Source organism: Bradyrhizobium sp. BR13661, assembly GCF_029892425.1.
Taxonomy (GTDB): Bacteria; Pseudomonadota; Alphaproteobacteria; order Rhizobiales; family Xanthobacteraceae; genus Bradyrhizobium.
Genome location: NZ_JARXWB010000012.1, coordinates 74298 through 100430, shown reverse-complemented (window position 1 = coordinate 100430; position 26133 = coordinate 74298). Strand labels below are relative to the sequence as shown.

Annotated in this window: 25 protein-coding genes and 1 pseudogene; 14 read left to right on the top strand and 12 right to left on the bottom strand. The window is 64.1% G+C overall.

The features are described from left to right. Nucleotides 1–21: 21 nt before the first annotated feature. From M2427_RS20540 to M2427_RS20530, 3 genes are all read right to left on the bottom strand, one after another. On the bottom strand, nucleotides 22–306 hold the full coding sequence (locus M2427_RS20540) for a hypothetical protein (RefSeq protein WP_280708408.1): 285 nt from the start codon (nucleotides 304–306) through the stop codon (nucleotides 22–24). 110 nt (nucleotides 307–416) lie between these two features. Beyond that, nucleotides 417–992 (bottom strand): cysteine hydrolase family protein, encoded by a 576-nt coding sequence (locus M2427_RS20535; protein WP_280708406.1) that lies wholly within the window; start codon nucleotides 990–992, stop codon nucleotides 417–419. Between the two features lie 84 nt (nucleotides 993–1076). After that, nucleotides 1077–1424 carry a DUF3088 domain-containing protein gene (locus tag M2427_RS20530; RefSeq protein WP_280708405.1) on the bottom strand — a complete coding sequence of 116 codons (348 nt, stop codon included), beginning with the start codon at nucleotides 1422–1424 and terminating at the stop codon, nucleotides 1077–1079. A gap of 112 nt (nucleotides 1425–1536) precedes the next feature. On the opposite strand from M2427_RS20530, the gene M2427_RS20525 reads away from it, so the two are divergent. Both M2427_RS20525 and M2427_RS20520 read left to right on the top strand, forming a co-directional pair. Then, nucleotides 1537–3369 (top strand): AMP-dependent synthetase/ligase, encoded by a 1833-nt coding sequence (locus M2427_RS20525; RefSeq protein WP_280708546.1) that lies wholly within the window; start codon nucleotides 1537–1539, stop codon nucleotides 3367–3369. A 94-nt stretch (nucleotides 3370–3463) separates the two neighbouring features. Next, a complete protein-coding gene (locus tag M2427_RS20520; protein ID WP_280708404.1) occupies nucleotides 3464–5062 on the top strand; it encodes an oleate hydratase in 1599 nt (532 codons plus the stop codon). Between the two features lie 6 nt (nucleotides 5063–5068). On the opposite strand, the gene M2427_RS20515 is transcribed toward M2427_RS20520, so the two are convergent. From M2427_RS20515 to M2427_RS20500, 4 genes are all read right to left on the bottom strand, one after another. Continuing rightward, complete coding sequence (locus tag M2427_RS20515; protein ID WP_280708403.1) at nucleotides 5069–5647, bottom strand: hypothetical protein; 579 nt, start codon at nucleotides 5645–5647, stop codon at nucleotides 5069–5071. A 212-nt stretch (nucleotides 5648–5859) separates the two neighbouring features. After that, nucleotides 5860–7173 carry a tetratricopeptide repeat protein gene (locus M2427_RS20510; RefSeq protein ID WP_280708402.1) on the bottom strand — a complete coding sequence of 438 codons (1314 nt, stop codon included), beginning with the start codon at nucleotides 7171–7173 and terminating at the stop codon, nucleotides 5860–5862. A gap of 14 nt (nucleotides 7174–7187) precedes the next feature. Continuing rightward, complete coding sequence (locus M2427_RS20505) at nucleotides 7188–8210, bottom strand: aldo/keto reductase (RefSeq protein ID WP_280708401.1); 1023 nt, start codon at nucleotides 8208–8210, stop codon at nucleotides 7188–7190. A gap of 162 nt (nucleotides 8211–8372) precedes the next feature. Beyond that, nucleotides 8373–8810 (bottom strand): PaaI family thioesterase, encoded by a 438-nt coding sequence (locus M2427_RS20500; protein ID WP_280708400.1) that lies wholly within the window; start codon nucleotides 8808–8810, stop codon nucleotides 8373–8375. Nucleotides 8811–8869: 59 nt separating this feature from the next. On the opposite strand from M2427_RS20500, the gene M2427_RS20495 reads away from it, so the two are divergent. Next, nucleotides 8870–9496 carry a CoA pyrophosphatase gene (locus M2427_RS20495; RefSeq protein ID WP_280708399.1) on the top strand — a complete coding sequence of 209 codons (627 nt, stop codon included), beginning with the start codon at nucleotides 8870–8872 and terminating at the stop codon, nucleotides 9494–9496. Between the two features lie 53 nt (nucleotides 9497–9549). Next, complete coding sequence (locus tag M2427_RS20490; protein WP_280708398.1) at nucleotides 9550–10767, top strand: hypothetical protein; 1218 nt, start codon at nucleotides 9550–9552, stop codon at nucleotides 10765–10767. Between the two features lie 133 nt (nucleotides 10768–10900). On the opposite strand, the gene M2427_RS20485 is transcribed toward M2427_RS20490, so the two are convergent. Then, complete coding sequence (locus tag M2427_RS20485; protein WP_280708545.1) at nucleotides 10901–11203, bottom strand: hypothetical protein; 303 nt, start codon at nucleotides 11201–11203, stop codon at nucleotides 10901–10903. A gap of 193 nt (nucleotides 11204–11396) precedes the next feature. Between M2427_RS20485 and M2427_RS20480 the strand changes: the two genes are divergently transcribed. Beyond that, the gene (locus tag M2427_RS20480; protein WP_280708397.1) at nucleotides 11397–11876 is read left to right on the top strand and encodes a hypothetical protein; all 480 of its coding nucleotides are present in this window, start codon (nucleotides 11397–11399) and stop codon (nucleotides 11874–11876) included. 103 nt (nucleotides 11877–11979) lie between these two features. Then, nucleotides 11980–12786, top strand: coding sequence for a glucose 1-dehydrogenase (locus M2427_RS20475; protein WP_280708396.1), 807 nt, complete (start codon nucleotides 11980–11982; stop codon nucleotides 12784–12786). A 2-nt stretch (nucleotides 12787–12788) separates the two neighbouring features. On the opposite strand, the pseudogene M2427_RS20470 reads toward M2427_RS20475, so the two are convergent. Then, nucleotides 12789–14333, bottom strand: a pseudogene (locus tag M2427_RS20470) (sodium:proton antiporter). Nucleotides 14334–14435: 102 nt separating this feature from the next. On the opposite strand from M2427_RS20470, the gene M2427_RS20465 reads away from it, so the two are divergent. The 5 genes from M2427_RS20465 (at nucleotide 14436) to M2427_RS20445 (ending at nucleotide 20127) form a co-directional block, all read left to right on the top strand. Beyond that, nucleotides 14436–15200: a tetratricopeptide repeat protein gene (locus tag M2427_RS20465; protein ID WP_280708394.1), complete on the top strand. Its 765-nt coding sequence runs from the start codon at nucleotides 14436–14438 to the stop codon at nucleotides 15198–15200. A 182-nt stretch (nucleotides 15201–15382) separates the two neighbouring features. Then, complete coding sequence (locus M2427_RS20460) at nucleotides 15383–16756, top strand: tetratricopeptide repeat protein (RefSeq protein ID WP_280708544.1); 1374 nt, start codon at nucleotides 15383–15385, stop codon at nucleotides 16754–16756. A 188-nt stretch (nucleotides 16757–16944) separates the two neighbouring features. Continuing rightward, on the top strand, nucleotides 16945–18855 hold the full coding sequence (locus tag M2427_RS20455; RefSeq protein ID WP_280708393.1) for a propionyl-CoA synthetase: 1911 nt from the start codon (nucleotides 16945–16947) through the stop codon (nucleotides 18853–18855). A 63-nt stretch (nucleotides 18856–18918) separates the two neighbouring features. Then, on the top strand, nucleotides 18919–19188 hold the full coding sequence (locus M2427_RS20450; protein WP_280708392.1) for a hypothetical protein: 270 nt from the start codon (nucleotides 18919–18921) through the stop codon (nucleotides 19186–19188). A 192-nt stretch (nucleotides 19189–19380) separates the two neighbouring features. Next, nucleotides 19381–20127 carry an OmpW family outer membrane protein gene (locus M2427_RS20445; RefSeq protein ID WP_280708390.1) on the top strand — a complete coding sequence of 249 codons (747 nt, stop codon included), beginning with the start codon at nucleotides 19381–19383 and terminating at the stop codon, nucleotides 20125–20127. A gap of 83 nt (nucleotides 20128–20210) precedes the next feature. On the opposite strand, the gene M2427_RS20440 is transcribed toward M2427_RS20445, so the two are convergent. Next, nucleotides 20211–20906 carry a cell cycle transcriptional regulator TrcR gene (locus M2427_RS20440; protein WP_280708389.1) on the bottom strand — a complete coding sequence of 232 codons (696 nt, stop codon included), beginning with the start codon at nucleotides 20904–20906 and terminating at the stop codon, nucleotides 20211–20213. Nucleotides 20907–21172: 266 nt separating this feature from the next. On the opposite strand from M2427_RS20440, the gene ispH reads away from it, so the two are divergent. The 3 genes from ispH to rnhA are packed head-to-tail and all read left to right on the top strand — an operon-like array spanning nucleotide 21173 to nucleotide 23592. Then, nucleotides 21173–22141 (top strand): 4-hydroxy-3-methylbut-2-enyl diphosphate reductase, encoded by a 969-nt coding sequence (gene ispH / locus M2427_RS20435; RefSeq protein ID WP_280708388.1) that lies wholly within the window; start codon nucleotides 21173–21175, stop codon nucleotides 22139–22141. Between the two features lie 6 nt (nucleotides 22142–22147). Further along, on the top strand, nucleotides 22148–23131 hold the full coding sequence (locus M2427_RS20430) for a homoserine kinase (RefSeq protein WP_280708386.1): 984 nt from the start codon (nucleotides 22148–22150) through the stop codon (nucleotides 23129–23131). Further along, on the top strand, nucleotides 23128–23592 hold the full coding sequence (rnhA, locus tag M2427_RS20425) for a ribonuclease HI (RefSeq protein ID WP_280708385.1): 465 nt from the start codon (nucleotides 23128–23130) through the stop codon (nucleotides 23590–23592). The genes M2427_RS20430 and rnhA overlap by 4 nt, the downstream gene beginning before the upstream one ends. Before the next feature lie 110 nt (nucleotides 23593–23702). Here rnhA and M2427_RS20420 read toward each other — a convergent pair whose 3' ends face one another. After that, a complete protein-coding gene (locus tag M2427_RS20420) occupies nucleotides 23703–24188 on the bottom strand; it encodes a peroxiredoxin (RefSeq protein ID WP_280708384.1) in 486 nt (161 codons plus the stop codon). A gap of 165 nt (nucleotides 24189–24353) precedes the next feature. Continuing rightward, nucleotides 24354–26039, bottom strand: a complete 1686-nt coding sequence (locus M2427_RS20415; protein ID WP_280708383.1) for a long-chain fatty acid--CoA ligase — start codon at nucleotides 26037–26039, stop codon at nucleotides 24354–24356. Nucleotides 26040–26133: the final 94 nt, after the last annotated feature.

Sequence of the window (26133 nt, the reverse complement as noted above, 5' to 3'; positions counted from 1 at the left end):
CGCATCTCTGCGGGCCTGTCGTCACCAGCGGCCGCCGCCGTAATAACCATAGGGGCCACTGCCGTAATAGCGGTGGTGCCGCGGGTAGTAGCCATAGCTGCGATAATGCGGCCGATAATAGCCGTGGTGGCGCGGACGCCAGTGCTGATGGCGATAGCCATGATGGCCGTGCCTGTGCTGCGCGCTGATGTCGGTCGATTGGGGCGCTTGCGCGTTCGGCCCGGCCTTGCCGCCGCCGGCCGCGTTGGCCGCAGACGCCGTGAGCGCAGCAGCACCGATGGCCATTGCGACAAAGAGATACTTCATGTCGTCACTCCAGTTGAGATGTCTGATGACAACAGATGGGTGGCGATGGCGTTCCGGCGAGAGCGGGCGTCGAAACGACGCAGACGATGACCGCGCGATCGTGCTGAGATTTATTGTCGCAGCACCGAGAGCGAAGCGATCACTTCGTCGGTGGTCACGATGCGGGCAAATTCGCCATTCAGATTCGATAGCGTCATCGCGTGGATGGATTCGGCCGAATGCGTGTCGCCGTCCGGGCCGACACGATCGAATGTCCAGGTCGCATCGCGCACGAGGTGCGCGTCGAAGCCGAGATTGCCGGCCATGCGCGTCGTCGTCTCCACGCAATGATTGGTGGTGGCGCCGCAGATCACGAGCGTGGAGATATCGCTGGCACGCAGGCGCGTCTCGAGATCGGTGCCGATGAAGGCGCTGTTGACGCGCTTGACGATGACAGGCTCGCCGTTCTGCTCGCGCGCCTCGTCCTTGACGGCGTAACCAGTACGCTCGGGGCGAAACGTCGAACCAGGCTTGGTGCCTTCGTGGCGGATGTGAAAGATCGGCGCGCCGCTCGCCCGGAATTCCGCGAGCAGGTCAGCGATCCGCGCCACGGCATCCGGATTGTTGCGCCGCTTGCCCGCCGCTTCCCATTCGTCGAATGCGCGCTGGACGTCGACGACGATGAGGGCTGGGAGGAGATGGGGCATGGAGAGGGATTCCGGGGTTTGGCAAACTATGCGAGGCGATCGCCGGCGCAGGCAATGCCGATTATCCCTCGTTTCGGGACGGCCTCACGGATGCGGCTCGGGAAAGCCGTGGCGCTCCGACAGCGCAGCGATGATGGCATCCTTGTCGTTGATGAAGGCGCGCCCCTGATGGCTGCCGGTCTGGTGCGGCGATGTGGTGCCGTCCGCGAGCACGAGCAACGGCAACCACTGGTTCTCCTCGCCGACCAGCGCGATCACGTCCCGCCGCGGCTTCGGCCAGGCGATGCGCTCGACGTCGAGCTTCTCAGTCAGCGCCGGAAACGAGGCGAGCAGGCCCTCGATCAGCGCACAATGCCAGCAAAAGAAGCGGCGGCCCGGATAGGCCGGATCTTCGAAACCGGGGCGGAGCAGAAACAGGCGGTCGCGAGTCATGGGTTGCTCCGAAGCATGGCCGCCTTGCTGAGGATCAAGGCGCCAAGGACTGGCTGGCCTAGTGTCGAATCCCCAGATTCGATTGGGAATCGAGACCTTGCGAAAGGACACCATGCCGGGGCCGGTCAGTCAATTGCAGACGCTTGCCGAGGTGAGGACGTTGCCGGAGCTCCTGCGCTGGCGCGTCGCCGCGACGCCGGCGGCGGAAGCCTATCGGCATTTCGACGCGTCGGCGGGGCGCTGGATCAGCCAGTCCTGGCAGGAGATCAACGCGGAGTTCGAGATCTGGCGGCGGGCGCTCGCCGCGGAAGGCCTCGCGCCCGGCGAGCGCGTCGCAATCCTGATGCCGAACGGCACGGCGCACATCGCGATGGACCAGGCGACGCTGTCGCGCGGCCTGGTGCCGGTGCCGATGCATGCGGTCGACAACCCCGACAGCATCGCCTACATCCTCGCCGATTCCGGTGCGCAGCTCCTGTTCGTCGATACGCTGGCGCGTTGGCAGGCGATTGTCGCGACCGGTCAGCCGCTCGGCCAGCTCAGGCGCGTGATCTGCGCGGATATGAGCGGACCAGCGGCAACAGATGCGCGTGTCGTCGCGCTCGACCGCTGGCTCGCCGCCGCGCCCGGCGCGGACGCGCCGATGGCGGATGTCGCGGTGAAACCGGATGATCTTGCCGCCATCGTCTACACCTCCGGTACGACCGGGCGACCGAAGGGCGTGATGCTGTCGCATGGCAACGTTGTCGCCAATGTGAAGGCTGTCGCGCAGCGCATCGCGGCCGCGCCGGATGACGTCTTTCTGTCCTTCCTGCCGCTCTCGCACACCTTCGAGCGGACCGGCGGCTACTACTATCCCATCGCGGCCGGCGCCTGCGTCGCCTATGCGCGCTCGGTGCCGCTGTTGTCGGAGGATCTGAAGCATGTTCGGCCGACGGTGCTGGTTTCGGTGCCGCGAATCTATGAGCGTATCTCGGCGCTGATCATGCAGCACCGCGCCGCGGCCGGACCCGTCGAGCGCGCGCTGCTCGATCTCACGCTCGCGGTCGGTGGCCGGCGTTTCGATGCACGGCAGAAGCGCGCGACGCCATCGCTAGCCGATCGCCTGGCTTGGCCGCTGTTGAAGCGCCTCGTCGCCGACAAGGTGCTGGCGCAGCTCGGTGGCTGCCTGCGGGTTGCCGTCTCCGGCGGCGCGCCGATCGCGGAGCCGGTCATTCGCCTGTTTCTGGCGCTTGGGCTCGACATCCTCCAGGGCTACGGCATGACCGAGACGTCGCCGGTGGTCTCCGTCAACACCGTCGAGGACAACGATCCGCGTTCGGTCGGTCAAGTCCTCGACGGCGTCGAGGTCAAGTTGGGCGAGAACGATGAATTGCTCGTGCGCGGGCCGAGCGTGATGCTGGGCTACTGGAACAAGCCTGAAGAGACGCGGCGCGTGAAGGAGGCTGACGGTTGGCTGCACACCGGCGACCAGGCGCGCATCGAGAACGGCCGTATCACCATCACCGGCCGCCTCAAGGACATTCTCGTCACCTCGACGGGCGAGAAGATCGCGCCGGTGGATCTGGAGACCGCAATCGTCGCCGATCCCCTGTTCGAGCAGGCGCTGGTGGTCGGTGAGCAGCGCCCCTTCCTCGCGGCGCTGGTCGTGCTCGACGCAAAATCCTGGGTGCAGGAGAAGGAACGGCTCGCGGCTAGCGGAAAGCAGGGCGGCGCGGCGGAGCGGGCTGCCCTGCTCGCGAGAATCGCGGCAGCTGTGAAGGTCTATCCGTCCTACGCAACGCCACGCGCGGTATGGTGGACGCTGGACCCCTGGACCATCAGCGCGGGGCTGCTCACGCCAACCCTGAAGAACAAGCGCCTGGCGCTCGAACGCCACTTCGCCGACGAGATCGAGCAGATCTATGCGAAGAAGCCGCCGGCAACGCACACGGCGCGTGAATAGGAGGAATGGCTCTCCGGAAGTCGGCCTCAAATCAACGTGATGCCGGCATCGATCGTGCTTGATCCAGCGCAACCTCTCCCATCGCCCGCGTGCAATGTTGCGCCGATCAATCGGACTGCAATCGAGGCAAGGCATGAAGGCATATTTCATCGGCGGCGGCATCGGATCGCTGGCCGGCGCGGCATTCCTGATTCGTGATGCGAAGGTGGCGGGACGGGACATCATGATCTACGAGGCGCAGCCGCTGGTCGGCGGCAGTCTCGACGGTGCGCAGCTCGAGAACGGTGCCTATTCGCTGCGCGGCGGCCGCATGCTCACCACCGATCACTACGAATGCACCTGGGACTTGTTCTCCGGCATTCCTTCGCTCGAACGTCCCGGCCTGAGCGTGCGCGAGGAAACCGTCGCGTTCAACGCGGAGAACCCCGCGCATTCCCGTGCACGCCTGGTCGATCGCAACCGCTTCAAGATCGACGTCTCGCATATGGCCTTCAGCGCGCGCGACCGGCTCGAGCTGTTGCGGCTGACGGAAGCTTCCGAAGAGACGCTCGGCGCCAGCCGCATCACCGACTGGTTGTCGCCGGGATTCTTCGAATCCAATTTCTGGTACATGTGGCAGACCACCTTCGCCTTCCAGCCCTGGCACAGTGCGGTCGAGCTGAAGCGCTATCTGCACCGTTTCATGAACGAATTTCCGCGCATCGAAACGCTCGCGGGCGTCAAGCGCACCGTCTTCAATCAATATGACGCGATGGTGCGGCCGCTGGTCGACTGGCTCAAGCAGCAGGGCGTGCAATTCGCGCGGGGAACGCGCGTCATCGATATGACGTTCGAGCAGGAGGCCGACAAGCTGCGGGTCCGGCAACTCATGCTCGACCGCGATGGCCGAAATGCCAATGTCCGCCTCGAGGATGGCGATCTGGTCTTCTTCCAGAACGGCTCGATGACGGATGCGTCGAGCCTGGGTACCATGACCGAACCCGCGCCGCACCTGACCAAGTCGGACAGCCAGGGCTGGGCACTCTGGGAGACGATCGCGAAGGGGCGCCCCGAATTCGGCAATCCGTCGGCGTTCAACGGCTCGATCCCCGAATCCTATTGGCTGTCCTTCACCGTGACCTGCCGCGACCGGCGCTTCTTCGATCAGATGGAAGCATTCTCCGGCAACAGGGCCGGCACCGGTGGGCTCGTGACGTTCAAGGATTCCAACTGGCTGATGTCGGTCGTGCTCTACCATCAGCCGCATTTCCCCAGTCAGCCCAAGAACGTCCAGGTCTTCTGGGGCTATGCGCTGCATCCCGATCGCATCGGCGATTTCGTCGCCAAGCCGATGTCGGAATGCGGCGGCGTCGACATTCTGACGGAGCTCTGCGGTCATCTGAACTTCGACCGCGCCGTGTTCGAGGACGCGATCTGCATTCCCTGTCGCATGCCCTACATCACCAGCATGTTCATGCCGCGCCATGTGGCCGATCGGCCGCTGCCGGTGCCGAAGAATTCGGTGAACCTCGCTTTCGTCAGCCAGTTCGTCGAGATTCCGGACGACGTGGTCTTCACTGTCGAATATTCGGTGCGTGCGGCGCAGATGGCGGTCTATCAATTGATGAAGATTGATCGCCCGGTGCCGGCCGTGACCCGCCACGACAAGTCGCTCGGGGTGATCTTCGCGACGCTGGAGAAGGCGTTCGCGTGATCGGGATTACTTGAACGGATCCTGCACCGACGGCGACGACTGCCTGATGCGGCGCACATTCACCGGCGTGCCGTCGGAGACGAACAGCAGTTCATACCTGCGGCCTTCGCTGTCGGTCGCAGAGCAGGTGACGTCGTTCACCTTCTTGGCGGCGAAATTGCCGGTCTGACGGCAACTGCCGGTGGAGGTCTGCGCAGCCGGAACCGGCAGGCCGTCGACCTTCGGCCGGTGCTTGGAGTTGAGCAGCATGCGGTCGATCGGCAATTCGTAGGAATTGTCGTCGGCCCGCTTGCCGTTCTCGCCGGAGAACGACACGACGTGATTCTCGTCGCTGGGGTCGTCGACGGCGACCGCGAAATTGACCCGGCCCTTGTCGTCATGGGCGAAGGCCACGGTCTTGCACGCAAAAGGACGCCCGGCGACCTTGAATGTCTTGCAGTGGCCCGACATCAGCGCCAGCATGTCGACGAGGGAGTTCTGCTGCGCCGGCGGATTGTTCACCGCGATCGCGGTGGAAGACTCGGCAAAACAAGGGCTTGCGAGAGCAACGAGAGGTGCAGCCAGGACCAACAGGCGGAGGCGCATCGTCAGGCTCATGTGCCAGGGGGCCACGGACGGGCGAGAGTTCCGCCCACTAACCATCGAATCGCAAATTGGTTGCGATCCCGTTTGTCCCGCCAAAGCCGCCTGGAATACCACCGCGCCACCCCATCGGCGATTCGCCCTGATCGCCCCAACCCGTCCCGACAGGCACATGCCTCCAGACCGATGTTTTTTTCGTGGCAGATGGTCTCGCCTCAAGCGATCGCCGCCTGCCAGCGCGTATCGCGCAGGGACGGGCGGCGGTGCAGGCGGGCATCGAGAAGCTTGCGGGCGCGCGGCAGCTCTCCGCTGCGCATCAGGGCGACAAGGTAAGTGTCCTCGATCAGCTCGCGCTGGGCGTGGCTGCCGCCGATGCGCACGACGTCAGCGAGCGCAGGCGCAAGCTCGCGCACGCAAGCCGCATAGTTCCCATTCGCGAAGGCCGCCAGCGCGCGGCAGATCGCCGGTACCACGGGGCCGGCCGGCAGCTTGCCCTCGGCGAGGCGCTGCTCGATCACGGCAACGCGCGCTGCCAGTGCGTCCTGATTTTGCGTTGCGGCCGCGAACAGCGCCATGTGGACGTCGGCGAAGGGCAGCCCTGACTTCGGGAACAGTTTTTGCGCGTTGGCGTCGGCCTCGACCCAAAGCGCCTTCGGCACGGCGTAGCCGTAAGCCGACAGACGCCACAACAGCGAGGCGCCGTCCGTGATGACGTTGAGCGGCGGTGCCTGCGTGGCGCCGGGCTGCAGCACGTCGGCATAGATCGCGAGCGCACGCGCCGCATTGCCGTGCTCGAGCGCACCAAGCGCCTGATGCCAGAGAATATGGCCGTGCAGGAGTCCGGCGCGGTCATAGGTCGGAAGCCATTCATCGACGAGGCGGTCGGCGTCGTCGATCGAGCCATCCTCGAACATCGCATGCAGCACGGCGTGGGCGGCGTGGGCGTTCGCCCGGCGCAGATTGAAGCCGCGCTCGGTGATCCCGCGGCCGCGGGCGACATCGCCATTCTCCGTCATCGCCCAGCCGGACATGGTAAGGAACCACCAATCCTCGCCATAATGATGCGCGACCGTTTCGCAGAGCTCGTGCCGGGCGCGGTCGTGATCGGCCATGCCGGAGAATGCGAACAGGCCGAACGCGCCGAGCGGCAGCGACAGCACCACGGCATCGCGCGGCCATGCCTCGATGTGCTGGCGCATCGCTGCGATCGCCTCGGGCAACCGTCCCTCGATCGCAAGCGCCAGCGTCTCGACATGCGAGCGCTCTCGCTCGCTGCCGCGTTTGGCGACGAGCTCGCGCGCAGTCGACGCTTTCTGCCGTGCAAGATCGCCTTGCTGGTAGAAGGCGTGCACTCGGGCGCGGGCAATATGAGGGAGCGCGAAATCCGGGTCGGCGGCGATCGCGTGCTCCAGCGTCTCCGCTGTGCCGGTCCAGCCGGCGAGCATGAGGTCGACGCCGCCGCGATAGGCGGATGCCGCCTGATCGGTGGCCGTGGACAGCGGCAGGCCGTAACGGTCTTCAAACGCCATTGTCGTCTCTCCGCTCACGCCGTCCGCGCGCGGCGTCCCTCGATTGGATAGGCGGGATCGTTGTAACCCGGCGTCGAGGGATGGCCCGGCACGACGAGCCGGTCGATCAGTGCCTCGTCCTCAGCCGTGAAGCGATAGTCGAGGGCGCTGATATAGCCATCCCATTGTTCTTCCGTGCGCGGGCCCGCGACGATCGATGAGACGAAGGCGGAATTCAGCACCCAGGCGACCGCGAACTGGCCGGCGGTGATGCCGTTCTTCTCGGCGTGGCTCTTGATCTCCTGCGCGAGCTGCAAAGACTCCGGCCGCCACTCCGTCTGCATCATGCGTGTGTCGTTGCGGCCCGCGCGCGTGTCCTTGTCCGGGGCCGCATCGGGCTTGTACTTTCCAGTGAGCACGCCGCGCGCCAGCGGGCTATAGGGCACGATGCCGAGGCCGTAATAGGAGCAGGCCGGGAAGTGCTCGACTTCGGGCATCCGGTTCATCGCGTTGTAATAGGGCTGGCTCACCACGGGACGGTCGATGCCGAGCCGATCGCAGATGTTGCAGATCTCGGCGACGCGCCAGGCGCGGTAGTTGGAAACGCCGAAATAGCGGATCTTGCCCGCGCGGATCAGGTCGCCCATCGCACGCACCGTCTCCTCCAGGGGCGTCGAATGGTCTTCCTTGTGCAGATAGTAGATGTCGATGTGATCGGTGCCGAGCCGCTTCAGGCTTTCCTCGGCCGCCTGCAACACCCAGCGCCGCGACAGCCCGACGCGGTTGGGATCGTTGCCCGGGCCACTGTTCATGGGATTGGCGAGCTTCGTCGCAAGCACCCAGGCATGCCTGACGTTGCCGATCGCGCGGCCGACGACCTCCTCGGAGCCGCCCTTCGAATAGGCATCGGCAGTATCGATGAAATTGATGCCGGCATCGTGTGCCTTGGCGATGATGCGCTTCGATGCCGCCTCATCCGTCGGCCCGCCGAACATCATGGTGCCCAGGCAAATCGGCGACACTTTCAGGCCGCTGCGGCCGAGTTGGCGGTATTGCATGGGGTGTCCTCGAGGCTTGGGTTGTGAGGCACAATAACGAGCTACGCCCGTCATTGCGAGCGCAGCGAAGCAATCCAGAACTGCATCCGCGGAAAGACGCTGGATTGCTTCGCTGCGCTCGCAATGATGAGGAGACGGCGGTGGGGCCGCCTGACGATAAGCCTACTCCGGCCCCTTCAAAATCTTGAACACGCCATTCGCCATCACCACGCAGCGGTCGTCGACCATCACCTCGGTGCTCATGAAAATCAGGCTGCGGGTGGTGCGCACGACGCGGGGGCGGGAGACCAGGATGTCGCCGATCTTGCCGGCTTCGACGAAATGCGTGTCGAGCTGCACGGTCGCCATGTATTGCTTGCCGGTCTCGTAGCGGGCAGTCATGCCGCAGGTGCGGTCGGCGAAGGTCATCATGACGCCACCCTGGACCATGCCGCGGCGGTTGTGGTGCTTGTCTTCGGTCGCCAGCGCGAATTCAAAGTGGCCGTCGACCTTGCGCTCCCAGAGCGGGCCGATCAGATGGATGAAGCCGCTGGTGTCGACGATGGTCCAGCCGTCCTGTTTGAGCTTTGCGGCGGTCTTGTCGATCATCTCTCCGTCCATCCTTGCGACGCCTGTCTCTCCTCGTTTCATCAGATGCGGTCTTGGTGTAGTCAAGCATCATGAGAAATTTCGGCGATGCCACCAGACGGAATATCGCAGAGGCCTGCGCGTCCTTTGCGCGGCTGCCTGATGCCGCCGAGGCGTCGGCGCTGAAGCGCGCCGCGGTTGTGGTCGCGCTGACCGCATCCCATGACGGCGACGACACGGCGTTTCTGCTGACCAGGCGCGCATCGAGCTTGCGCTCCCATCGCGGCCAATGGGCCTTGCCGGGCGGACGCTGCGACGCCGGCGAAACGCCGGTCGAGGCGGCGCTGCGCGAGCTCGACGAGGAGCTCGCGCTCAAGCTCCCCGCCGACGCGGTGCTCGGCCTGCTCGATGATTATCCGACGCGCTCGGGCTATCTGATCACGCCGGTCGTGGTCTGGGCTGCGGACAGTGCCGCGATCAAGCCGAATCCGGACGAGGTCGCCTCGGTCCATCGCATCGCGCTCGACACGATCGAGCGCGACGATGCCTTCGATTTCACGGATATTCCCGAAAGCACCCGCCGCGTGATCCGCTTCCATCACCAGATGAGCATGATCCACGCGCCGACGGCTGCGCTGATCTACCAGTTCCGCGAGGTGCTGGCGGGGCGGCAGACCCGCGTCACCGACCTGGAACAACCGGTATTCGCCTGGAAGTGATGGTAAACGGTGCGTTAACGTGACGGTTACCGGATGCCTGCTAAGAGGGCAGCATGCATCATTCGATTCGTAGACATCTGGCGTCGGTTCCACTCGCGCTCGTCCTGCTCGTTCCCGCCGCGCGCGGTGGCGAAGCTGACGCGCTGCCGCCTGCCGTCGCCAATGCCAACGCGCAGCTGCTGTCGCAGTTCTTCGCGCAGGGCGGGGGCGCGTCGCCGGCCGTGCTCGAATATCGCCGCAAGCTCGCTGAGTACCAGGCCATCCGCGGCGCCTTTGACCAGGAAGCCGGTGCTTACTGGAGCCAGGTCTCGGAGAAGCGCAAAGGCCGCAACGCCAAGCGTCGCAGCGGACAGCAGATCACGCTTGATGATTACGTGCTGGAGCAGCCGCCTGTTTATACCGGGCCGAAGCGTCCGGTGAATCCGGAGCCCGAGGAAACGCCGGAGCGTCCGGCCCGCAAGCCGCTTCCGGTCGCATCCGACCTCTTGCGTGCCGCGCAGGACCTCTATCAATTCACGCCGCAGCGTCCCACCAATGAGGTCGAGTTCAAGCGCGCCTATGCGCGTTACGCGCTCGCCTCGGGGCTCACGCGCGAGCAGGCGGTGCGGGTTTATTCGTTCGAGACCGGCGGCACCGGCAATTACGACGTGCAGGCCGGCATCGAGCATGGCGGCAAGCGCGCGATCTCGACCGCGATGGGCTACAACCAGCTGCTGACCACCAACAGCGTCGAGCTTCTGGCCGAACAGGGCCATGAGCTCGTCCGTGCGCTGAGCGAGAAGGTCGCGCGCACCTCGGGGCCGGCGCGACAATCGCTCGAGCACAAGCTGACTGTTCTGAAGAAGATGGTGGCGCACGCGAAGTCGGTGCCGGACACCTGGTCGGAGCACGAGAAGATCGCAGACAGCGCGCAGGGCTGGGCCATGCATGCGATGGTGCTCGACATCGACATCGGGCCGATGCTGCAAACCCATAAGCTCTTGACCTCGGTGCTGTTCGCCCGCGCCAAGGGCTACACCCGTCCGCTCACCGCAGCCGAACTCGAGATGATGAACCTCACCGGCGACGGCACCGGCCTCGACATGGTGACGATGCCGCAGGCGATGCGCGAGCAGGTGCCGACCTCAAATTTCTTCCAGCGTAGCGGCTACGAGCGCAATCCGGTCGCGATTCGCCACAACACAGTGGCCAAGCTGCTGGCCGTGACGGATGATAGAATGGACTCCAACAGCAGCAAACCCGGCGCAAGGGAATTGGCTGCGGCGTTTTAGGACGGTGTCGTAGGGTGGGTTAGCCTTGCAGATGCACGAAGTGCAGCTGCTCGGCGTAACCCACCTCTTGACTTCCGCGGAGACGAACAGTGGTGGGTTACGCCTACGGCTAACCCACCCTACGAATTCAACCCTACCGATCCGGCCCGAACTTGAACCGGCCGTCGCCTTCCAGATATTGCCCGCTGCGCATGTAGAGCTGACCGTTCTGGCCGATGAAGAACAGCGTGCCCTTGGGCACCTTCTTGGCGCCCTTCAGCAGCTCGCCGGCATTGCTGGTGCCCATCTTGTATGAGAAAGTCTTGCCGTCCTTGTCGTAGGCATAGCCGGTGTCCGGCTTGAGCTCCCACGGCGTCGCCGCATTTTGCGCGAATGCGGGGGCGGCGAACGCGCCCACCACGGCTGCGATTGCAAAGGTCTTGATTGAAAATGCCATCATCCATCCTCCCCGTTGGCGGGGTGCCCATTTGAACAAATCACGAACGATACGTTCGGGTCAATCTGCGATGACGCCGCAGCGCATCACGTCTTGCCCAGCAGTTTGTGATTTTCCCTTCGTCCCCTCGCGACTATGTTCCGCTTTCAGTCTAGAACGCAACACGACAAAGATATTGGTGGGGATGATTCGAATGCGTCACGTCATAAAATTTTGCGCGATTGCCCTGGTGTCGCTGACGGCGCTCGCGCCGGCCGCTCGGGCCGATGACTATCAGCTCAGCCACAACCAGCGGATTTCGTGCAGCCGCGGCCTTGCCCCGGGCAAGCTCAACACCGCGACCTGCAAGTCCTACACCTATCTCTTCAATACCAAGACCTCGGAATATTTCCGCTGCCAGGTTTCGCTGGCGCTGACCCGCGACAACAAGGAAGTCATCAACGTTCAGACCGACGGTGGCTGCACCAAGAAGCCGCGCATCTTCGAGACCGATGGTCACTATGATTTCGACGCGACCGAGACCGAGCCGCCGAACACCAACTCGTTCTTCGGCCCCGGCGGCTATTCGGTCTGGGCTGCCGACATGAGCGCCCAGAAGATTCGTGGCTGCATCATCATCTCCTCGGGCCTCGGCTCCGACATCTCCAAGTGCCTGGACATGACGTTCCAGTGAGGGCTTGCCAGTAATGGTTTGCCAGTGACGGCAAGGCGCGCGTAGCCCGGATTACGCTTTCGCTCCATCCGGGCTACAAGAATAACAATCAGGGAGACGCGCGATGGACCGGCTCAAGGGCAAGGTCGCGATGGTGGTGGGCGCCGGCTCGATCGGGCCCGGCTGGGGCAACGGCAAGGCGACCGCGGTGACGTTTGCGCGTGAGGGCGCGCAGGTGTTTTGCGTCGACCGCAATGGCGCTGCCGCCGAAGAGACTACCAGGATCATCACGGGCGAAGGTGGCAAGGCGACTGCGTTCACTGCCGATGTATCGAAGCCTACCGAGATCGAGGCCATGGTCGCTGCGTGCCTCAAGGCTTATGGCCGCATCGACGTGCTCGACAACAATGTCGGCATCGCCGAGATGGGCAGTGTGGTCGAGGTGACGGAGGAGAGCTGGGACCGTGTCTTCTCGGTCAATCTCAAGAGCGCCTATTTCGCCATGAAGCACGTCATTCCCGTGATGGTGAAGCAGGGCGGCGGCTCGATCATCAACATCTCCTCGATCGCTTCGATCCGCCACATGGGCATCTCCTACGTCACCTACGGCACCTCGAAGGCCGCGATGAACCAGATGACGCGCACCACCGCGATCGAGTTCGCGCGACATCATGTGCGGGTGAACGCGATCCTGCCCGGCCTCATGAAGACGCCGATGGTGGAGCATTCGGCGGGGCTCGCGAACAGCTACGCCAAGGGTGATGTCGAGGCGATGTGGCGCGCCCGCGACGCGCAGGTGCCGATGGGTCACATGGGCGACGCGTGGGACGTTGCGAACGCCGCGCTGTTCCTGGCGTCGGACGAGTCGAAATATGTGACGGGCATCGAGCTCGTGGTGGACGGCGGGATCACCTGCAAGGCGGGGGCGTAGGTCTATCCCCCCGCACTCAGCTCCGCCCGATCGAGCTCCTCCTCCAGCCGATGAAATGCATCATCCCCGATCACTTCCGTGGTGCGGAGATGAAAGATCGATTTGCGTGCGGCCTCGATGGCGCGGCGGCGCAGCGGATCGGCGGGCAGCTCGCCATTGGCGATGCCGCCGTGCGGATCGTCATCGGCCTGCATCAGGATGGCGCGGTATTCGAGCCTGAGGATCTCGGCCTCTTCCGACGGATCGTCCTCGATCGCATCGAGCGCCGCGCGATAGGCGATGGCGCGGGCGCGCGCGACCTCGATGCCGACAGGGTCGTCATCCCTAAGGTCGAATGCCAGGATCAGCGGCCGCAGGGTCAGGCCCTGGATCACCAGCGAGCCCAGCACCACGGCAAAGGCAATGAAGACGATGAAGTCGCGATAGGGGAAGTTCTCCGGCAGCGCGAAAGCGGTGGCGAGCGTGACGAGGCCGCGCATGCCGCACCAGGAGATGATGAGCCCCCCTTTGGGCGAAGCGATCTGCTTCGGATCCTTCAGGTGATAGATCCCGTGCCCGATCAGCAGGCGTAGCGTCGTGCGGTAGAACGTAATCCAGAGCAGCCGGACCAGGATGACCGTAGCCAGGATCCAGGCCGCAGCCACGTAATATTCCCAGCGCACGTCTGCATCGAGCTTCGTCCAGATCGGCCGCATCTGCATGCCGATCAGCATGAAGGCGAGCACGTTGAGGACGAACACCGTCGTCTCCCATACCGCGTAGGATGGCACCCGCAGCCGCGCCGGCATGCGCGCTGGCGCCGATTGCGCGATGGTGATGGCATAGACCACGATGGTGAGGATGCCGGAAAGGCCGAGATGCTCGGCGCCGATCTAGATCATGAAGGTGGTGGCGAACTGCACGATGATCGCGCTCGGCACCTCCCTCACCCGCTCCATGATCGGCGGGATGATGCGCCCAGCGGCAAGGCCGGCCAGCACGCTGCCGACCAGTGCGAGCGCAATCGTCGGCGCGACTTCGCTCCATTTCAGATGCTCCATGACGACAGCGCCGACAGCGATGCGATAGATCAAGAGTGCGCTCGCGTCGTTGAGCAGGCTCTCGCCTTCCAGCACCTTGACCATGCGATAGGGCAGCTTGACCTGGCTCAGGATCGCGACGGCAGCTGCGGCATCGGGCGGCGCCACGATGGCGCCGAGCGCCACGGCGGCGGCCCAGGGCATGTCGGGGAACAACCGATGCGCGACAAAGGCGACGCCGACGGTGGTCAGGCCAACCGCCGCCACCACCAGGGTCGCGACCGGAACCCAGTTGTTGCGCAGATCGCGCAGCGAGGTGTCGAAGGCGGCATCCAGCAGCACCGGTGCGACAAAAAGTGCCAGCGCGAGGTCCGGTTCCAGCGCCCAGGTCGGGCTATCAGGCACAAAGGCGATCAGCGCGCCGCCGATCGCGAGAAAGGTCGGGTAGGGGACCTTGATCCGCCGCGCCAGCGCCGATAAGGCAACGGCGCCGAGCAGAAGCGCGATGATCCATTCGAATGTCGACACGTTCGTCCCCGAAAACGATGTGAGCGGCACCACAAGCTGGCACCAATCCTGCCGTATGATGGATAGTACGGTCCTGAGGCAAGCCTTTCGACGATAGCGAGCATGCGTTTTCAAAAATTGATTCAGATGTCAGCGGCGGTCTTACTTGCAGCGGTCTTGCCTTGTGCAGCCCATGCCGCAACCGGCGGCGAGCCCGCCGCCGTCGCGCAGATCGACGTCGCGGCATGCCTCACTGCGGCCGCTGCCGACGATATGGACAAGGCCGGTCCGGCCTGTGCTGCCATCATCGACAACGAGAAGGCCGCAAAGCCCGATCTGATCAAGGCGCTGGTCGCGCGCGGCGCGCTTCTTGCGCGGCACGACCAGATCGACCGCGCCATCGCCGACGACAGCCGCGCGTTGCAGCTCGATCCGACGCTCGCCGAATTGTTCAACGCGCGTGGCGAGCTTTGGCTGAAGAAGGGCGACAAGCCGAAGGCAGTGCAGGATTTCGGCGCGGCGTTGCGGATCGATCCGAACCACGAAAAGGCCAAAGCCAATCACAAGGCCATCGCGCGCGAGCTCGAGCGGATTGGTGCCCAGATGGCAGTGGCCGGCAAGCCCAGCTTCAATTGCGCCGGTGCGCGCCGCCCGGTCGAGAAGGCGATCTGTGCCAATCGCGAGCTCGCCGATCTCGACCGCGAAGTCTATGCCGCGAGTGCGCGCGTGATCCGCGAGGCGCGCAACGAGGGCGAGGCGAAGAAGCTCCAGCGCGAGCAGGAGGAATTCATTGCCGGCCGGAATGCCGGGTTCGGCAGGCCGGGGTATGATCTGAAGAAGGCGATGCAGGACCGGCTGCAGCGGCTGAACGGCGCGGACGGGTATTGAGGGTTGCGCCTCGTAAGTGCTCGTCATGCCCGGGCTTGTCCCGGGCATCCACGTTCTTCTTACCGTGCGGCAAGGCGTGGATGGCCGGGACAAGCCCGGCCATGACGGCGTGGACGGCCCAATTTGAACCCATTCTCCCTCCGCCGCGACATCAGGAAACCCAGATGTCACGGAGTTATCCCATGTGCGGCGTGCGTTCTTCCGCGCAAATATCCAAAATCTCGCTTCGCACCTTCCTGCTCGGTGCGGCGCTCGGCCTTGTCCTTGCCGCCCCGGCATCGGCCGCCGATTGCGTGATGGGCAGCAAGGCAGCGCCGGTTGAGATCCTCTCGGCGTGTAGCGCCATCATCGACCAGAGCTCGAATCCGAATTCCGATCGCGTCGCGGCGCTGCTGGTTCGGGCCGACGCCAATGCGCGGACATCAGGCGGTCTCACGCAGGCGCTGCGGGACATCGACCGCGCCATCGCCCTCGACGGCAAGAACGCGCGCGCCTGGCGGCTGCGCGGGGATCTGCTGCGCGAGGCGGGTGGCGATCTCAACCGGGCCACGTCCGATCTCTCCAAGGCAATCGAGCTCGATCCGAGAGATGCCGAAGCCTATGAGCTGCGCGGTGTCGCCTACACCAACCAGCACCGGTTCGATCGCGCGATCGCCGACTACGACCAGGCGATCAAGCTGAAGCCGGATTATGCGCAGGCCTGGTCCGACCGCGGGGCGACCTATTATCTCAATGGTGACAACGACAAGGCGGTCGCTGACCTCAGCGAGGCGCTGCGGCTCGATCCGAACCGGGCGCGCAGCTACACCAATCGCGGCGCCGCCTACAAGAAGCTCGGCCAGCTCGACAAGTCTGTCGCCGACGACAGCGAGGCGATCAGGATCGATCCGAAAGTGCCGGAATATTACGACAATCGCGCGCTCTCCTATGCGGCGATGAAGGACTACGACAAGGCGATCGCGGACTACAATGAGGCACTCCAACTTTCCCCTAGGCCGAACTTCTTCACCAACCGAGGTGATTCCTATCAGTTCAAGGGTGAGCTCGGCGCAGCGCTCAGCGACTACAATGAGGCGCTTAAGCTCGATCCGAACTTCGCGAAGACGTACAACAATCGCGCGGTGCTCTACACCAAGATGGGCGAGCGCAAGAAGGCGCTGGCCGATTACGAGACCGCGTTGCGGCTCGACCCCGGCAACACCAACGCCGCCGACGGCCGCCGCACCATGATGGCGGAGATCGCCAGGTTCGGCGCCGAGTCTCCGCAGCCGCTGGCCGCGAATTCCGGCAGCGGCCCGTCATTCGATTGCGCCCATGCCAAGCGCGAGGTCGAGAAGGTGATCTGCGCCGATCCGCAACTGGGCGTGCTCGATCGCCAGCTCGCCGAGGCCTATGAGCGCGTGCTGAAATCGATGAGCCGGCGCTCGGCCGCCGACTTCCGCAAATCCCAGCAGGATTTCCTCGCCACCCGCGACGCCAGCTTCCGCCGCCCCGGCTACGATTTGAAAAAGGTCATGCAGGACCGGTTGCAGCGGCTGAATGCGATGGAGGGGTGAGTTCGCCTCGCCCGCCTGCGGGGGGAGGCCCGAATGCGCGCTGACTCCCCCCTTTTCGGCTTGAACCGCGGCCCGTTCCCGGAAAATATCCCTCAAACAAGGCGGCACTTGATCCCTGTCATGGCGGGACTGACGTCCTGTCGTCAGGTCAAGGGCGAGACCATCAAAAGGGAACGGGAGCGCCGGGAATGAACGTCCAGGGTAAGAGCCTTTATCATGAGGTCCATGCACACTCGCTGGCTGATCCCCAAGGCTTTTGGGCCGAGGCGGCAAAGGAAATCGACTGGATCGAGCCGCCGAAAAAGATTTTCGATGCGGCGCAGGGCGTCTACGGCCGCTGGTTCACCGGCGGGGTCGTCAACACCTGCTACAACGCGCTCGACCGGCATGTCGAACGCGGCCGAGCCGATCAAGTCGCGCTGATCCATGATTCGCCGCTGACCAATTCCGTCACCAAATTCACCTATGCCGAACTGCTGGCCGAAGTGCAGGTGCTCGCTGCCATCATGCAGGAGTTCGGCGTTGCCAAGGGCGATCGCGTCATTCTCTATATGCCGATGGTGCCGGAGGCCGTGGTCGCGATGCTCGCCTGCGCGCGCATCGGCGCGGTGCACTCCGTGGTGTTCGGCGGCTTCGCCGCCAAGGAGCTCGCAACCCGCATCGACGATGCACAGCCAAAGCTCATTCTCTCCGCGAGCTGCGGCATCGAGCCCGGCCGCATCGTGCAGTACAAGCCGCTGCTAGACGAGGCGATCAAGTTGGCGTCAGCGAAGCCGAAGGCCTGCATCGTGTTGCAGCGCCCGCAGTTGACTTGCGACCTCACGCCAAAGCGCGACTATGATTGGGCGAGCCTGCGCCGCAAGGCGATGAACGACGGCAAGAAGGCACCGTGCGTGCCGGTCGCCGCCACCGATCCACTCTACATTCTCTACACGTCGGGCACGACAGGCATTCCCAAGGGCGTCGTTCGCGACAATGGTGGGCATCTCGTCGCGGTGAAATGGTCGATGTTCAACCTCTATGGCGTCAAGCCGGGCGAGGTCTGGTGGTGCGGCTCGGACATCGGCTGGGTGGTCGGCCACAGCTACATCATCTATGGCCCGCTGCTCCATGGCGCGACCTCGATCATGTATGAGGGCAAGCCGGTCGGCACACCCGATGCGGGCGCGTTCTGGCGCGTGATCTCCGAGCACAAGGCGGTCGCCTTGTTCACGGCGCCGACCGCGTTCCGCGCCATCCGGAAAGAGGATCCGGACGGCAAGTTCATCCGGCAATATGATTTGTCGAAATTCCGCACGCTGTTCCTCGCCGGCGAGCGTGCCGATCCACCGACGGTGGAATGGGCAGAGCAGCAGCTGAAGGTGCCCGTCATCGACCATTGGTGGCAGACCGAGACCGGCTGGTGCATTGCCGGCAATCCGGTTGGCCTCGGGCAGCTGCCCGTGAAGCACGGTTCGCCGACCGTGCCGATGCCCGGCTATCAGGTCGATGTCGTCGATGAGGCGGCCAAGCCGGTTGGTCCCAACACGATGGGCTCGATCGTGATCAAGCTGCCGATGCCGCCGGGCTGTTTGCCAACGTTGTGGAACCAGGACGAGCGCTTCAGGGAAGCTTATTTGAGCGAATTTCCCGGCTACTACAAAACATCGGATGCCGGCTACAAGGACGAGGACGGCTATGTCTTCGTGATGGGTCGTACCGACGACATCATCAATGTCGCTGGCCACCGTCTCTCCACCGGCGGCATGGAAGAGATCCTGGCCTCGCATCCCGATGTCGCCGAATGCGCCGTGCTTGGCGTCAAGGACGCCATCAAGGGCGAGGTGCCGTGCGGTTTCCTGGTGCTGAAGGCCGGCGTCAAGCGCGCTCCCGCCGAGATCGAGAAGGAGATCATCGCATTGGTGCGCGACCGGCTCGGCCCCGTCGCCGCCTTCAAGCTCGCGATCACCGTCGGCCGCCTGCCCAAGACGCGCTCAGGCAAGATCCTGCGCGGCACCATCAAGAAGATCGCCGACGGCGAGGCCTGGACCATGCCGGCCACGATCGAGGACCCCAAGGTGCTGGACGAGATCGGGGATGCGTTGAAGGGGAGGGTGTGACGGGCAGGGACTTACAATCTCCTCATTCCGGGCTAAACAGGGGCGGCCAACAGGAAACTTCCTATGCCACTCCCCACCGCGCCGCGGCTGCTCTTTGCCGTGGGTCTTGCCATCGCTCTCTCCGCCTGCGCCGCGCGTTACCAGACGCCGACCGCGATGGGCGGCGACGATGACGATGCGGTGTGCCAGAGCCGCGGTCTCGCGGTCGGCTCGCCCGAATATGTGGCCTGCCGCAAGGACCGCGATGTCCAGCGCAGCGCGGCGACCGCCCGCGCCGATCGCCGCCAGCGCGATCTCGGCGAATACATGCTGAACCATCCCGAGCGGCCCTGATCCGAGGCGCGGTATCATTCTGCGCATTTGCTCGGGATTCTCGTGACACATCTGCAACGCCGCGGCCAAATCGTGTCGCATCCGTCCTGATTTGATCGGCGTCAAATCCTTCACTGTCCTCTTTCTGCTCTGACCCACATGTCGCGCAACGAAGCGCCGATATGTTTGAGGATTTGGCTGAAGGGGAATGCAATGCAGAGAACAGTAAGAAGCTTGGCGCGGCTTGCGACGCTGGGCGCGATGCTCGCGGGGACTTTTGCCGCAGCGCAGGCCGCCGATTTGCCGGTCTACAAGAAGGCGCCGCCGCCGGCTGAGAGCTTCAATCCGTGGATGGTGCGCCTGCGCGTGCTCGGCGTGTTGCCGGATGCCGGCGGCTCGACCGTCAATGTTGCGGGCACGCCGTCGCTGTCGTCGCCGAACTCCGGCCTCTCGATCAGCAACCAGGCGATACCTGAGCTGGATATCAGCTATTTCTTCACCAAGAACATCGCGGCCGAACTGATCCTGGGTGTGACCAGGCACTCGATCAGCGGTACCGGCTCGCTTGCCAACCTGCCGATCGGCAAGACGACGCTGCTGCCGCCGACGCTGACGCTGCAATATCACTTCGACAATTTCGGCGCGTTCAAGCCCTATGTCGGCGCCGGCGTCAACTACACCGTGTTCTTCAACAATTCGGCGGCCAATTCGCCCGCCGCGATCGTCGGTCCGCCCGCGATCGTCGCCACCACCACGGCCCTCCACGTCAGCAATGCCTGGGGCGGCGCCGTGCAGTTCGGCTTCGACTACATGCTCGACCGGCACTGGGGTCTCAACGTCGACGTGAAGAAGCTCTGGCTGCGGCCGGATTATAGCGCGACCGTCAGCGGGCTGCCGGTCACCGGCACCGCCCATATCGATCCGTGGCTGGTCGGTGGCGGTGTCACCTATAAATTCTGACGACGCCGCAGTCGCCAGACAAACAAGAACGCGGCGGGTTGTCCCGCCGCGTTTTGCGTTTCGATGACGAATAAGAGCGAGGACTACTCCTCCTCTTCCTCGTGCTTCTTGCCGCCGAGGGTCTTGAGCTTGGCGAACACGGCGTCGACGTTGAGATCGTCGCTCGACTTCTCCGACGGCTCGTACTCGTCCTTCTTGGTGGTCTCGGAGGCCGGCAGCAGAGTGGCGCCGCCGTAGTTTGCGTCGATCGGCTTTTCCTTGGCCGCGCGCGCCACTTCGAAATCGAGCTCGATCTGCGAGCAGAGGCCGAGCGTCACCGGATCGATCGGGGCCAGCTGCGAGGTGTTCCAATGGGTGCGGTCGCGGACACTGGCGATCGTGCTCTTGGTGGTGCCGACCAGGCGCATGACCTGCGCGTCCTTGAGCTCGGGATGGCTGCGCAGCAGCCAGAGGATGGCGCTGGGGCGCTCGTGGCGGCGCGACACCGGGGTATAGCGCGGGCCCTTGCGCTTGGGCTGGGGCGGCAGCACGACCTTGCTCTCCTGGAGACGGAGCCGGTAGTCCTGGTTCTTCTCGCCCTTCTCGATCTCCTCGCGGGTCAGCTGGCCGTTGGAAATCGGGTCACTGCCCTTGATGCCTTGCGCGGCGTCACCGTCGGCGATCGCGCGCACCTCAAGGGGGTGCATCTTGGTGAAATCGGCGACCTGGTCGAAGGTCAGCGCGGTGTTGTCGAGCAGCCAGACGGCGGTCGCCTTGGGCATCAGAGGTGCGTTGCTCATGGCAAATCTCCTTTGTGCTTCGCCCACCCCCTCAGGAGGCGAAACCGGTGGTCATCAGCGATGACAGGGAATTCGCGCTATATAAGCCCGGAGGGGGTAGCCACGCAATGGTTCTGCTATAGATAGTGCCTTGACAGCGCCCGAAAGGGGGCCCAATTCCCTCTCAAGTCGCTCTAACGTCCCACGAGACCGTTTTAGGCCCTTTTCCATCCATCGACCGTCCCCCGCCAGAAGGCGAATGGGTGATTCGGTCCCGAGATCGCTCAATGTCAGCCAAACCAGACCTCAGAATCGTGCTTTGTTCTCCCCGCGGCTTCTGCGCCGGGGTGGTCCGGGCGATCGACACCGTGGAACGGGCGCTCGATAAGTATGGCGCCCCCGTCTATGTTCGCCATGAGATTGTGCACAACAAATACGTCGTCGACGGGTTGAAGAAGAAGGGCGCGATCTTCGTGGAGGAGCTCGCCGAGATCCCGGAAAACGCCACCGCGCCCGTCGTGTTCTCGGCCCATGGCGTGCCGAAGTCGGTTCCCGCCGATGCCCAGTCCCGCAATCTGTTCTCGCTGGATGCGACCTGCCCGCTGGTGACCAAGGTCCACCGCGAGGCGGCGATCCACTTCAAGCGCGGCCGCGAGATCTTCCTGATCGGCCACTCTCATCATCCTGAGGTGGTGGGCACGCTCGGCCAGCTTCCGGTCGGCGCGGTCACTCTCATCGAGACCGCCGAAGACGCCAAAACCATCAATCCGAAGGACCCGAACAATCTGGCCTTCGTGACCCAGACCACGCTGTCGATCGACGATACCGCGGAGATCGTGGCGCTGCTCAAGAAGCGCTTCCCCAACATCAACGGGCCGCACAAGGAAGACATCTGCTACGCCACCACGAACCGCCAGCTCGCGGTGAAGAAGGTGGCGCCGGTGGTGGACGCGCTCATTGTTGTCGGCGCCCCCAATTCGTCGAACTCACAGCGCCTGCGCGAGGTCGCCGAGCGTGAGGGCTGCAAGATCGCGGTGCTGGCGCAACGCGCCGCCGACATCGACTGGACCAAGTTCGGCAACATCGCCAGCCTTGGCATCACCGCGGGCGCATCCGCGCCAGAAGTGATCGTCGAGGAGATCATGGACGCGTTCGCCGAGCGCTACACGCTGCATGTCGAGACGGTCTCGGCCGCGGAAGAGAACGAGTTCTTCCCGCTGCCGCGTCAGGTGCGCCCCGAAGCCGCCGCCGAGTAGTCCCGTATGGCGGTCTACACCGACGTTGCCGCCGACGAGCTTGCGGATTTCCTGAAGCAATACGATCTCGGCGAATTGCTCTCCTACAAGGGCATCGCCGAGGGCGTCGAGAACACCAATTTCCTGCTGCATACAAGCAAGGGATCGTTCATCCTCACGCTCTATGAAAAGCGCGTGGCGAAGAACGATCTGCCGTTCTTCCTCGCCCTGATGACGCATCTGGCCGAGCACGGCGTGAGCTGCCCGCTGCCGGTGAAGGCGAGAGACGGCGAGGCGTTGCGCGAGCTGGCGGGACGCCCCGCCGCGATCATCACCTTTCTCGAAGGCATCTGGCCGCGCAAGCCGAACGTGGCGCATTGCGCCGGCGTCGGCGAAGGGCTGGCCACGATGCATCTGGCCGGCGCCAATTTCGCGATCAAGCGTGCGAATGCGCTATCAGTCGCCGGCTGGCGGCCGCTGTTCGATGCTGCGGCTGAGCGCGCCGACGAAGTGCAGCCGGGCCTGCGCGCGTTTCTCGCAGCCGAGCTCGACTACCTCTCCGGCGGCGTCTGGCCGAACAATTTGCCCGAGGGCGTGATCCACGCGGATCTCTTCAACGACAACGTCTTCTTCCTCGGCGACAAGCTCTCGGCAATTATCGACTTCACCTTCGCCTGCAACGATATGCTGGCCTATGACGTTGCGATCTGCCTGAACGCCTGGTGCTTCGAGCCGGATCATTCCTTCAACGTCACCAAGGCGCGGGCCTTCCTCAACGCTTACGGGCGGGTGCGCAAGCTGAGCGAAGCCGAAGATGCCGCGCTGCCGCTGCTCGCGCGCGGGGCTGCAATCCGCTTCCTGCTGACGCGGCTGGTCGACTGGCTCAACGTGCCGCCGGGTGCGCTGGTGAAGCCGAAGGATCCGCTGGAATATTTCCGCAAGCTGCGCTTCCACCAGAACGTTTCCAGCGCGCGCGATTACGGGCTGATGCCGTCAGGACTGGTCGCGTGAGCGAGCTCCCCAACGTCACGATCTATACCGACGGGGCCTGCTCGGGAAATCCCGGGCCCGGCGGCTGGGGCGCGATCCTGAAGTTCGGCGACAAGGAAAAGGAGCTGAACGGCGGCGAGCGCCACACCACCAACAACCAGATGGAATTGATGGCGGCAATCTCCGCGCTGGAAGCGCTGAAGAAGCCGTGCACCGTCGATCTCTTTACCGATAGCCAGTATGTCCGGCAGGGCATCACCGGCTGGATCCATGGCTGGAAGCGCAACGGCTGGCGCACCGCCGACAAGAAGCCGGTGAAGAATGTCGAGCTATGGCAGCGGCTGGATGCAGCGCTGAAGGCGCATCAGGTGCGCTGGCACTGGGTCAAGGGCCACGCCGGCCACCCGGAGAACGAACGCGCGGATCAGCTCGCGCGCGACGGTATTGTAAAGGCGCGGTTGCAGCAGCGGTTGGCGGAGTAGTGTCCCTCCGCCCGTCATGGCCGGGCTTGACCCGGCCATCCACACCTTTCCGCACATAACCAAGAACGTGGAAGCCCGGGCATGACGTCGTGGTTAGAGCGTTGCGAAATTTACAGCTGCCCCAGCAGCGTATCGCCGCCGGAGACCTCGACCTTGCCGGGCATCGCTTCGAGGTTGAGCTTCTTCACCACGCCGTCCTCGACCAGCATCGAATAGCGCTTGGAGCGGATGCCGAGGCCGTTGCCGGAGGCATCGAGCTCCATGCCGATCGCTTTGGCGAAGTCGGCATTGCCGTCGGCGAGGAAGATCGCCTCGTCGCGCTGGTCGGTGTCGCGCTTCCAGGCGTTCATGACGAAAGCGTCGTTGACCGAGACGATCGCGATGGTGTCGACGCCCTTGTCCTTCATGGCGTAGGCGTTGAGGAAGATGCTCGGCAGATGCATCTTGTGGCAGGTGCCGGTGTAGGCGCCGGGCACGGCGAACAGCGCCACTTTCTTGCCCTTGAAGATATCGTCGGTGGTCTTCACCTGCGGGCCTTCCGCCGTCATCACGCGGAATTTCGTCTCGGGCAGCTTGTCGCCAATCTGGATGGTCATCGCGAATTCTCCTTGGAAAGGGCCGGGGTTGTTCTAGAGCATTTTACCGCCGGAGGGAAACGGCTTCACTGCGCTGTGATGAGGCGGCGCCCTGCCGATTTTCTCGTCTTCGCTCGCAACGACGAAGGGCGCGCTGGTGCGCGCCCTTCGGGGCCGGCTCCAGCTTTACGCCGCCTGGGCCTTCTTCTCGTCGCGCAGCTCGCGGCGCAGGATCTTGCCGACATTGGTCTTGGGCAGATCTTTGCGGAATTCGATGTGCTTAGGCACCTTGTAGCCCGTCAACTGCTCGTGACAGAATTTGATCACGTCCTCGGCCGTGAGGTTCGGGTCCTTCTTCACCACAAAGGCCTTCACCGCCTCGCCTGATTTGGAATCGGGAATGCCGATCACCGCGCATTCCAGCACGCCCGGATGGCTCGCGATCACTTCCTCGACTTCGTTCGGATAGACGTTGAAGCCGGAGACCAGGATCATGTCCTTCTTGCGGTCCACGATCTTGGTGTACCCCTTCTCGTCCATGATGCCGATGTCGCCGGTGCGGAAATAGCCGTCCGCTGTCATCACCTTGGCGGTCTCTTCCGGCCTGTTCCAATAGCCCGACATCACCTGCGGACCCTTGGCGCAGATCTCGCCGGCCTGGCCGAGCGGGACTTCGTTGCCGTCGTCGTCGCGGATCGAGATGTAAGTTGACGGCACGGGAATGCCGATCGTGCCGTTGAACTCGGCATTGGTCGCGGTGTTGCAGGTCAGTGTCGGCGCCGTCTCGGACAGGCCGTAACCCTCCGCGATCGAGCATCCGGTGATCGCCTTCCACTGCTCGGCGACCGGGCGCTGCACGGCCATGCCGCCGCCGTTCGAAATCTTCAGCTTGGAGAAGTCGAGCTTCTTGAAGTCAGGATGGTGCATCAGGCCGTTGTAGAGCGTGTTGACGGCCGGGAAGCTGTTGACCTGGTACTTCGCCAGCTCTTTCACGAAGCCAGCGATGTCGCGCGGGTTGGGGATCAACAGATTGCAGCCGCCAGCGCGTACCGCGAGCAGGTAGCAGGCCGTCAGCGCGAAGATGTGATAGAGCGGCAGCGCGCAGACGATCATGAGTTGATCGACATGGGGCGGCGCGGCCATTGCCGGCTGCAGCCAGGCGTCGTTCTGCAGCACGTTGGCGACGATGTTGCGGTGGAGCAGGGTGGCGCCCTTGGAGACGCCGGTGGTGCCGCCGGTATATTGCAGGAAGGCGACGTCGCCCGGCGACAGTTTCGGCTTGTTGAAGGTCTGGCCGCGTCCGGCCGCGAGCGCGTCGTTGAACGACACCGAGCCCGGCAGCGACCAGGCCGGCACCATCTTCTTGACGCGGCGGACGACGAGATTGACGATCACGCCCTTGAAGCCGAGCAGATCGCCCATGCTGGCGACGATGACGTGCTTGACAGGCGTCTTGGCGATCACCTGCTCGACGGTGTGGGCAAAGTTCTCCAGCACGATGACGGCTTCGGCGCCGGAATCCTTGAGCTGATGCTCGAGTTCGCGCGGGGTGTAAAGCGGGTTGACGTTGACCACGGCAAAGCCGGCGCGCAGCACGGCGGCGGTGGCGACCGGATATTGCAGCACGTTCGGCATCATGATGGCGACGCGGGCGCCGCGCTGCAGGCCGCGTCCCTGCAAGTACGCCGCCAGCGCCAGCGACATCTGGTCGAGGTCGCGGTAGGTGATCGCCTTGTCCATGCAGATGAACGCCTTGCGGTCGGCGAACTTCGCAAAACTCTCCTCGAGGAGGTCGACCAGCGATGCGTATTGCGTCGGCTCGATATCAGCGGGCACGCCGGGCGGATATTGCTTGAGCCAGATGCGCTCCATGGAAACTCCCCTCTCTTGACACCAGAGCCCGTTGTGTCTCGGGCTTGCCTCATTACCGCCAGTATTGAGCCTGCCGGATCAGCTGGCAAGCGGT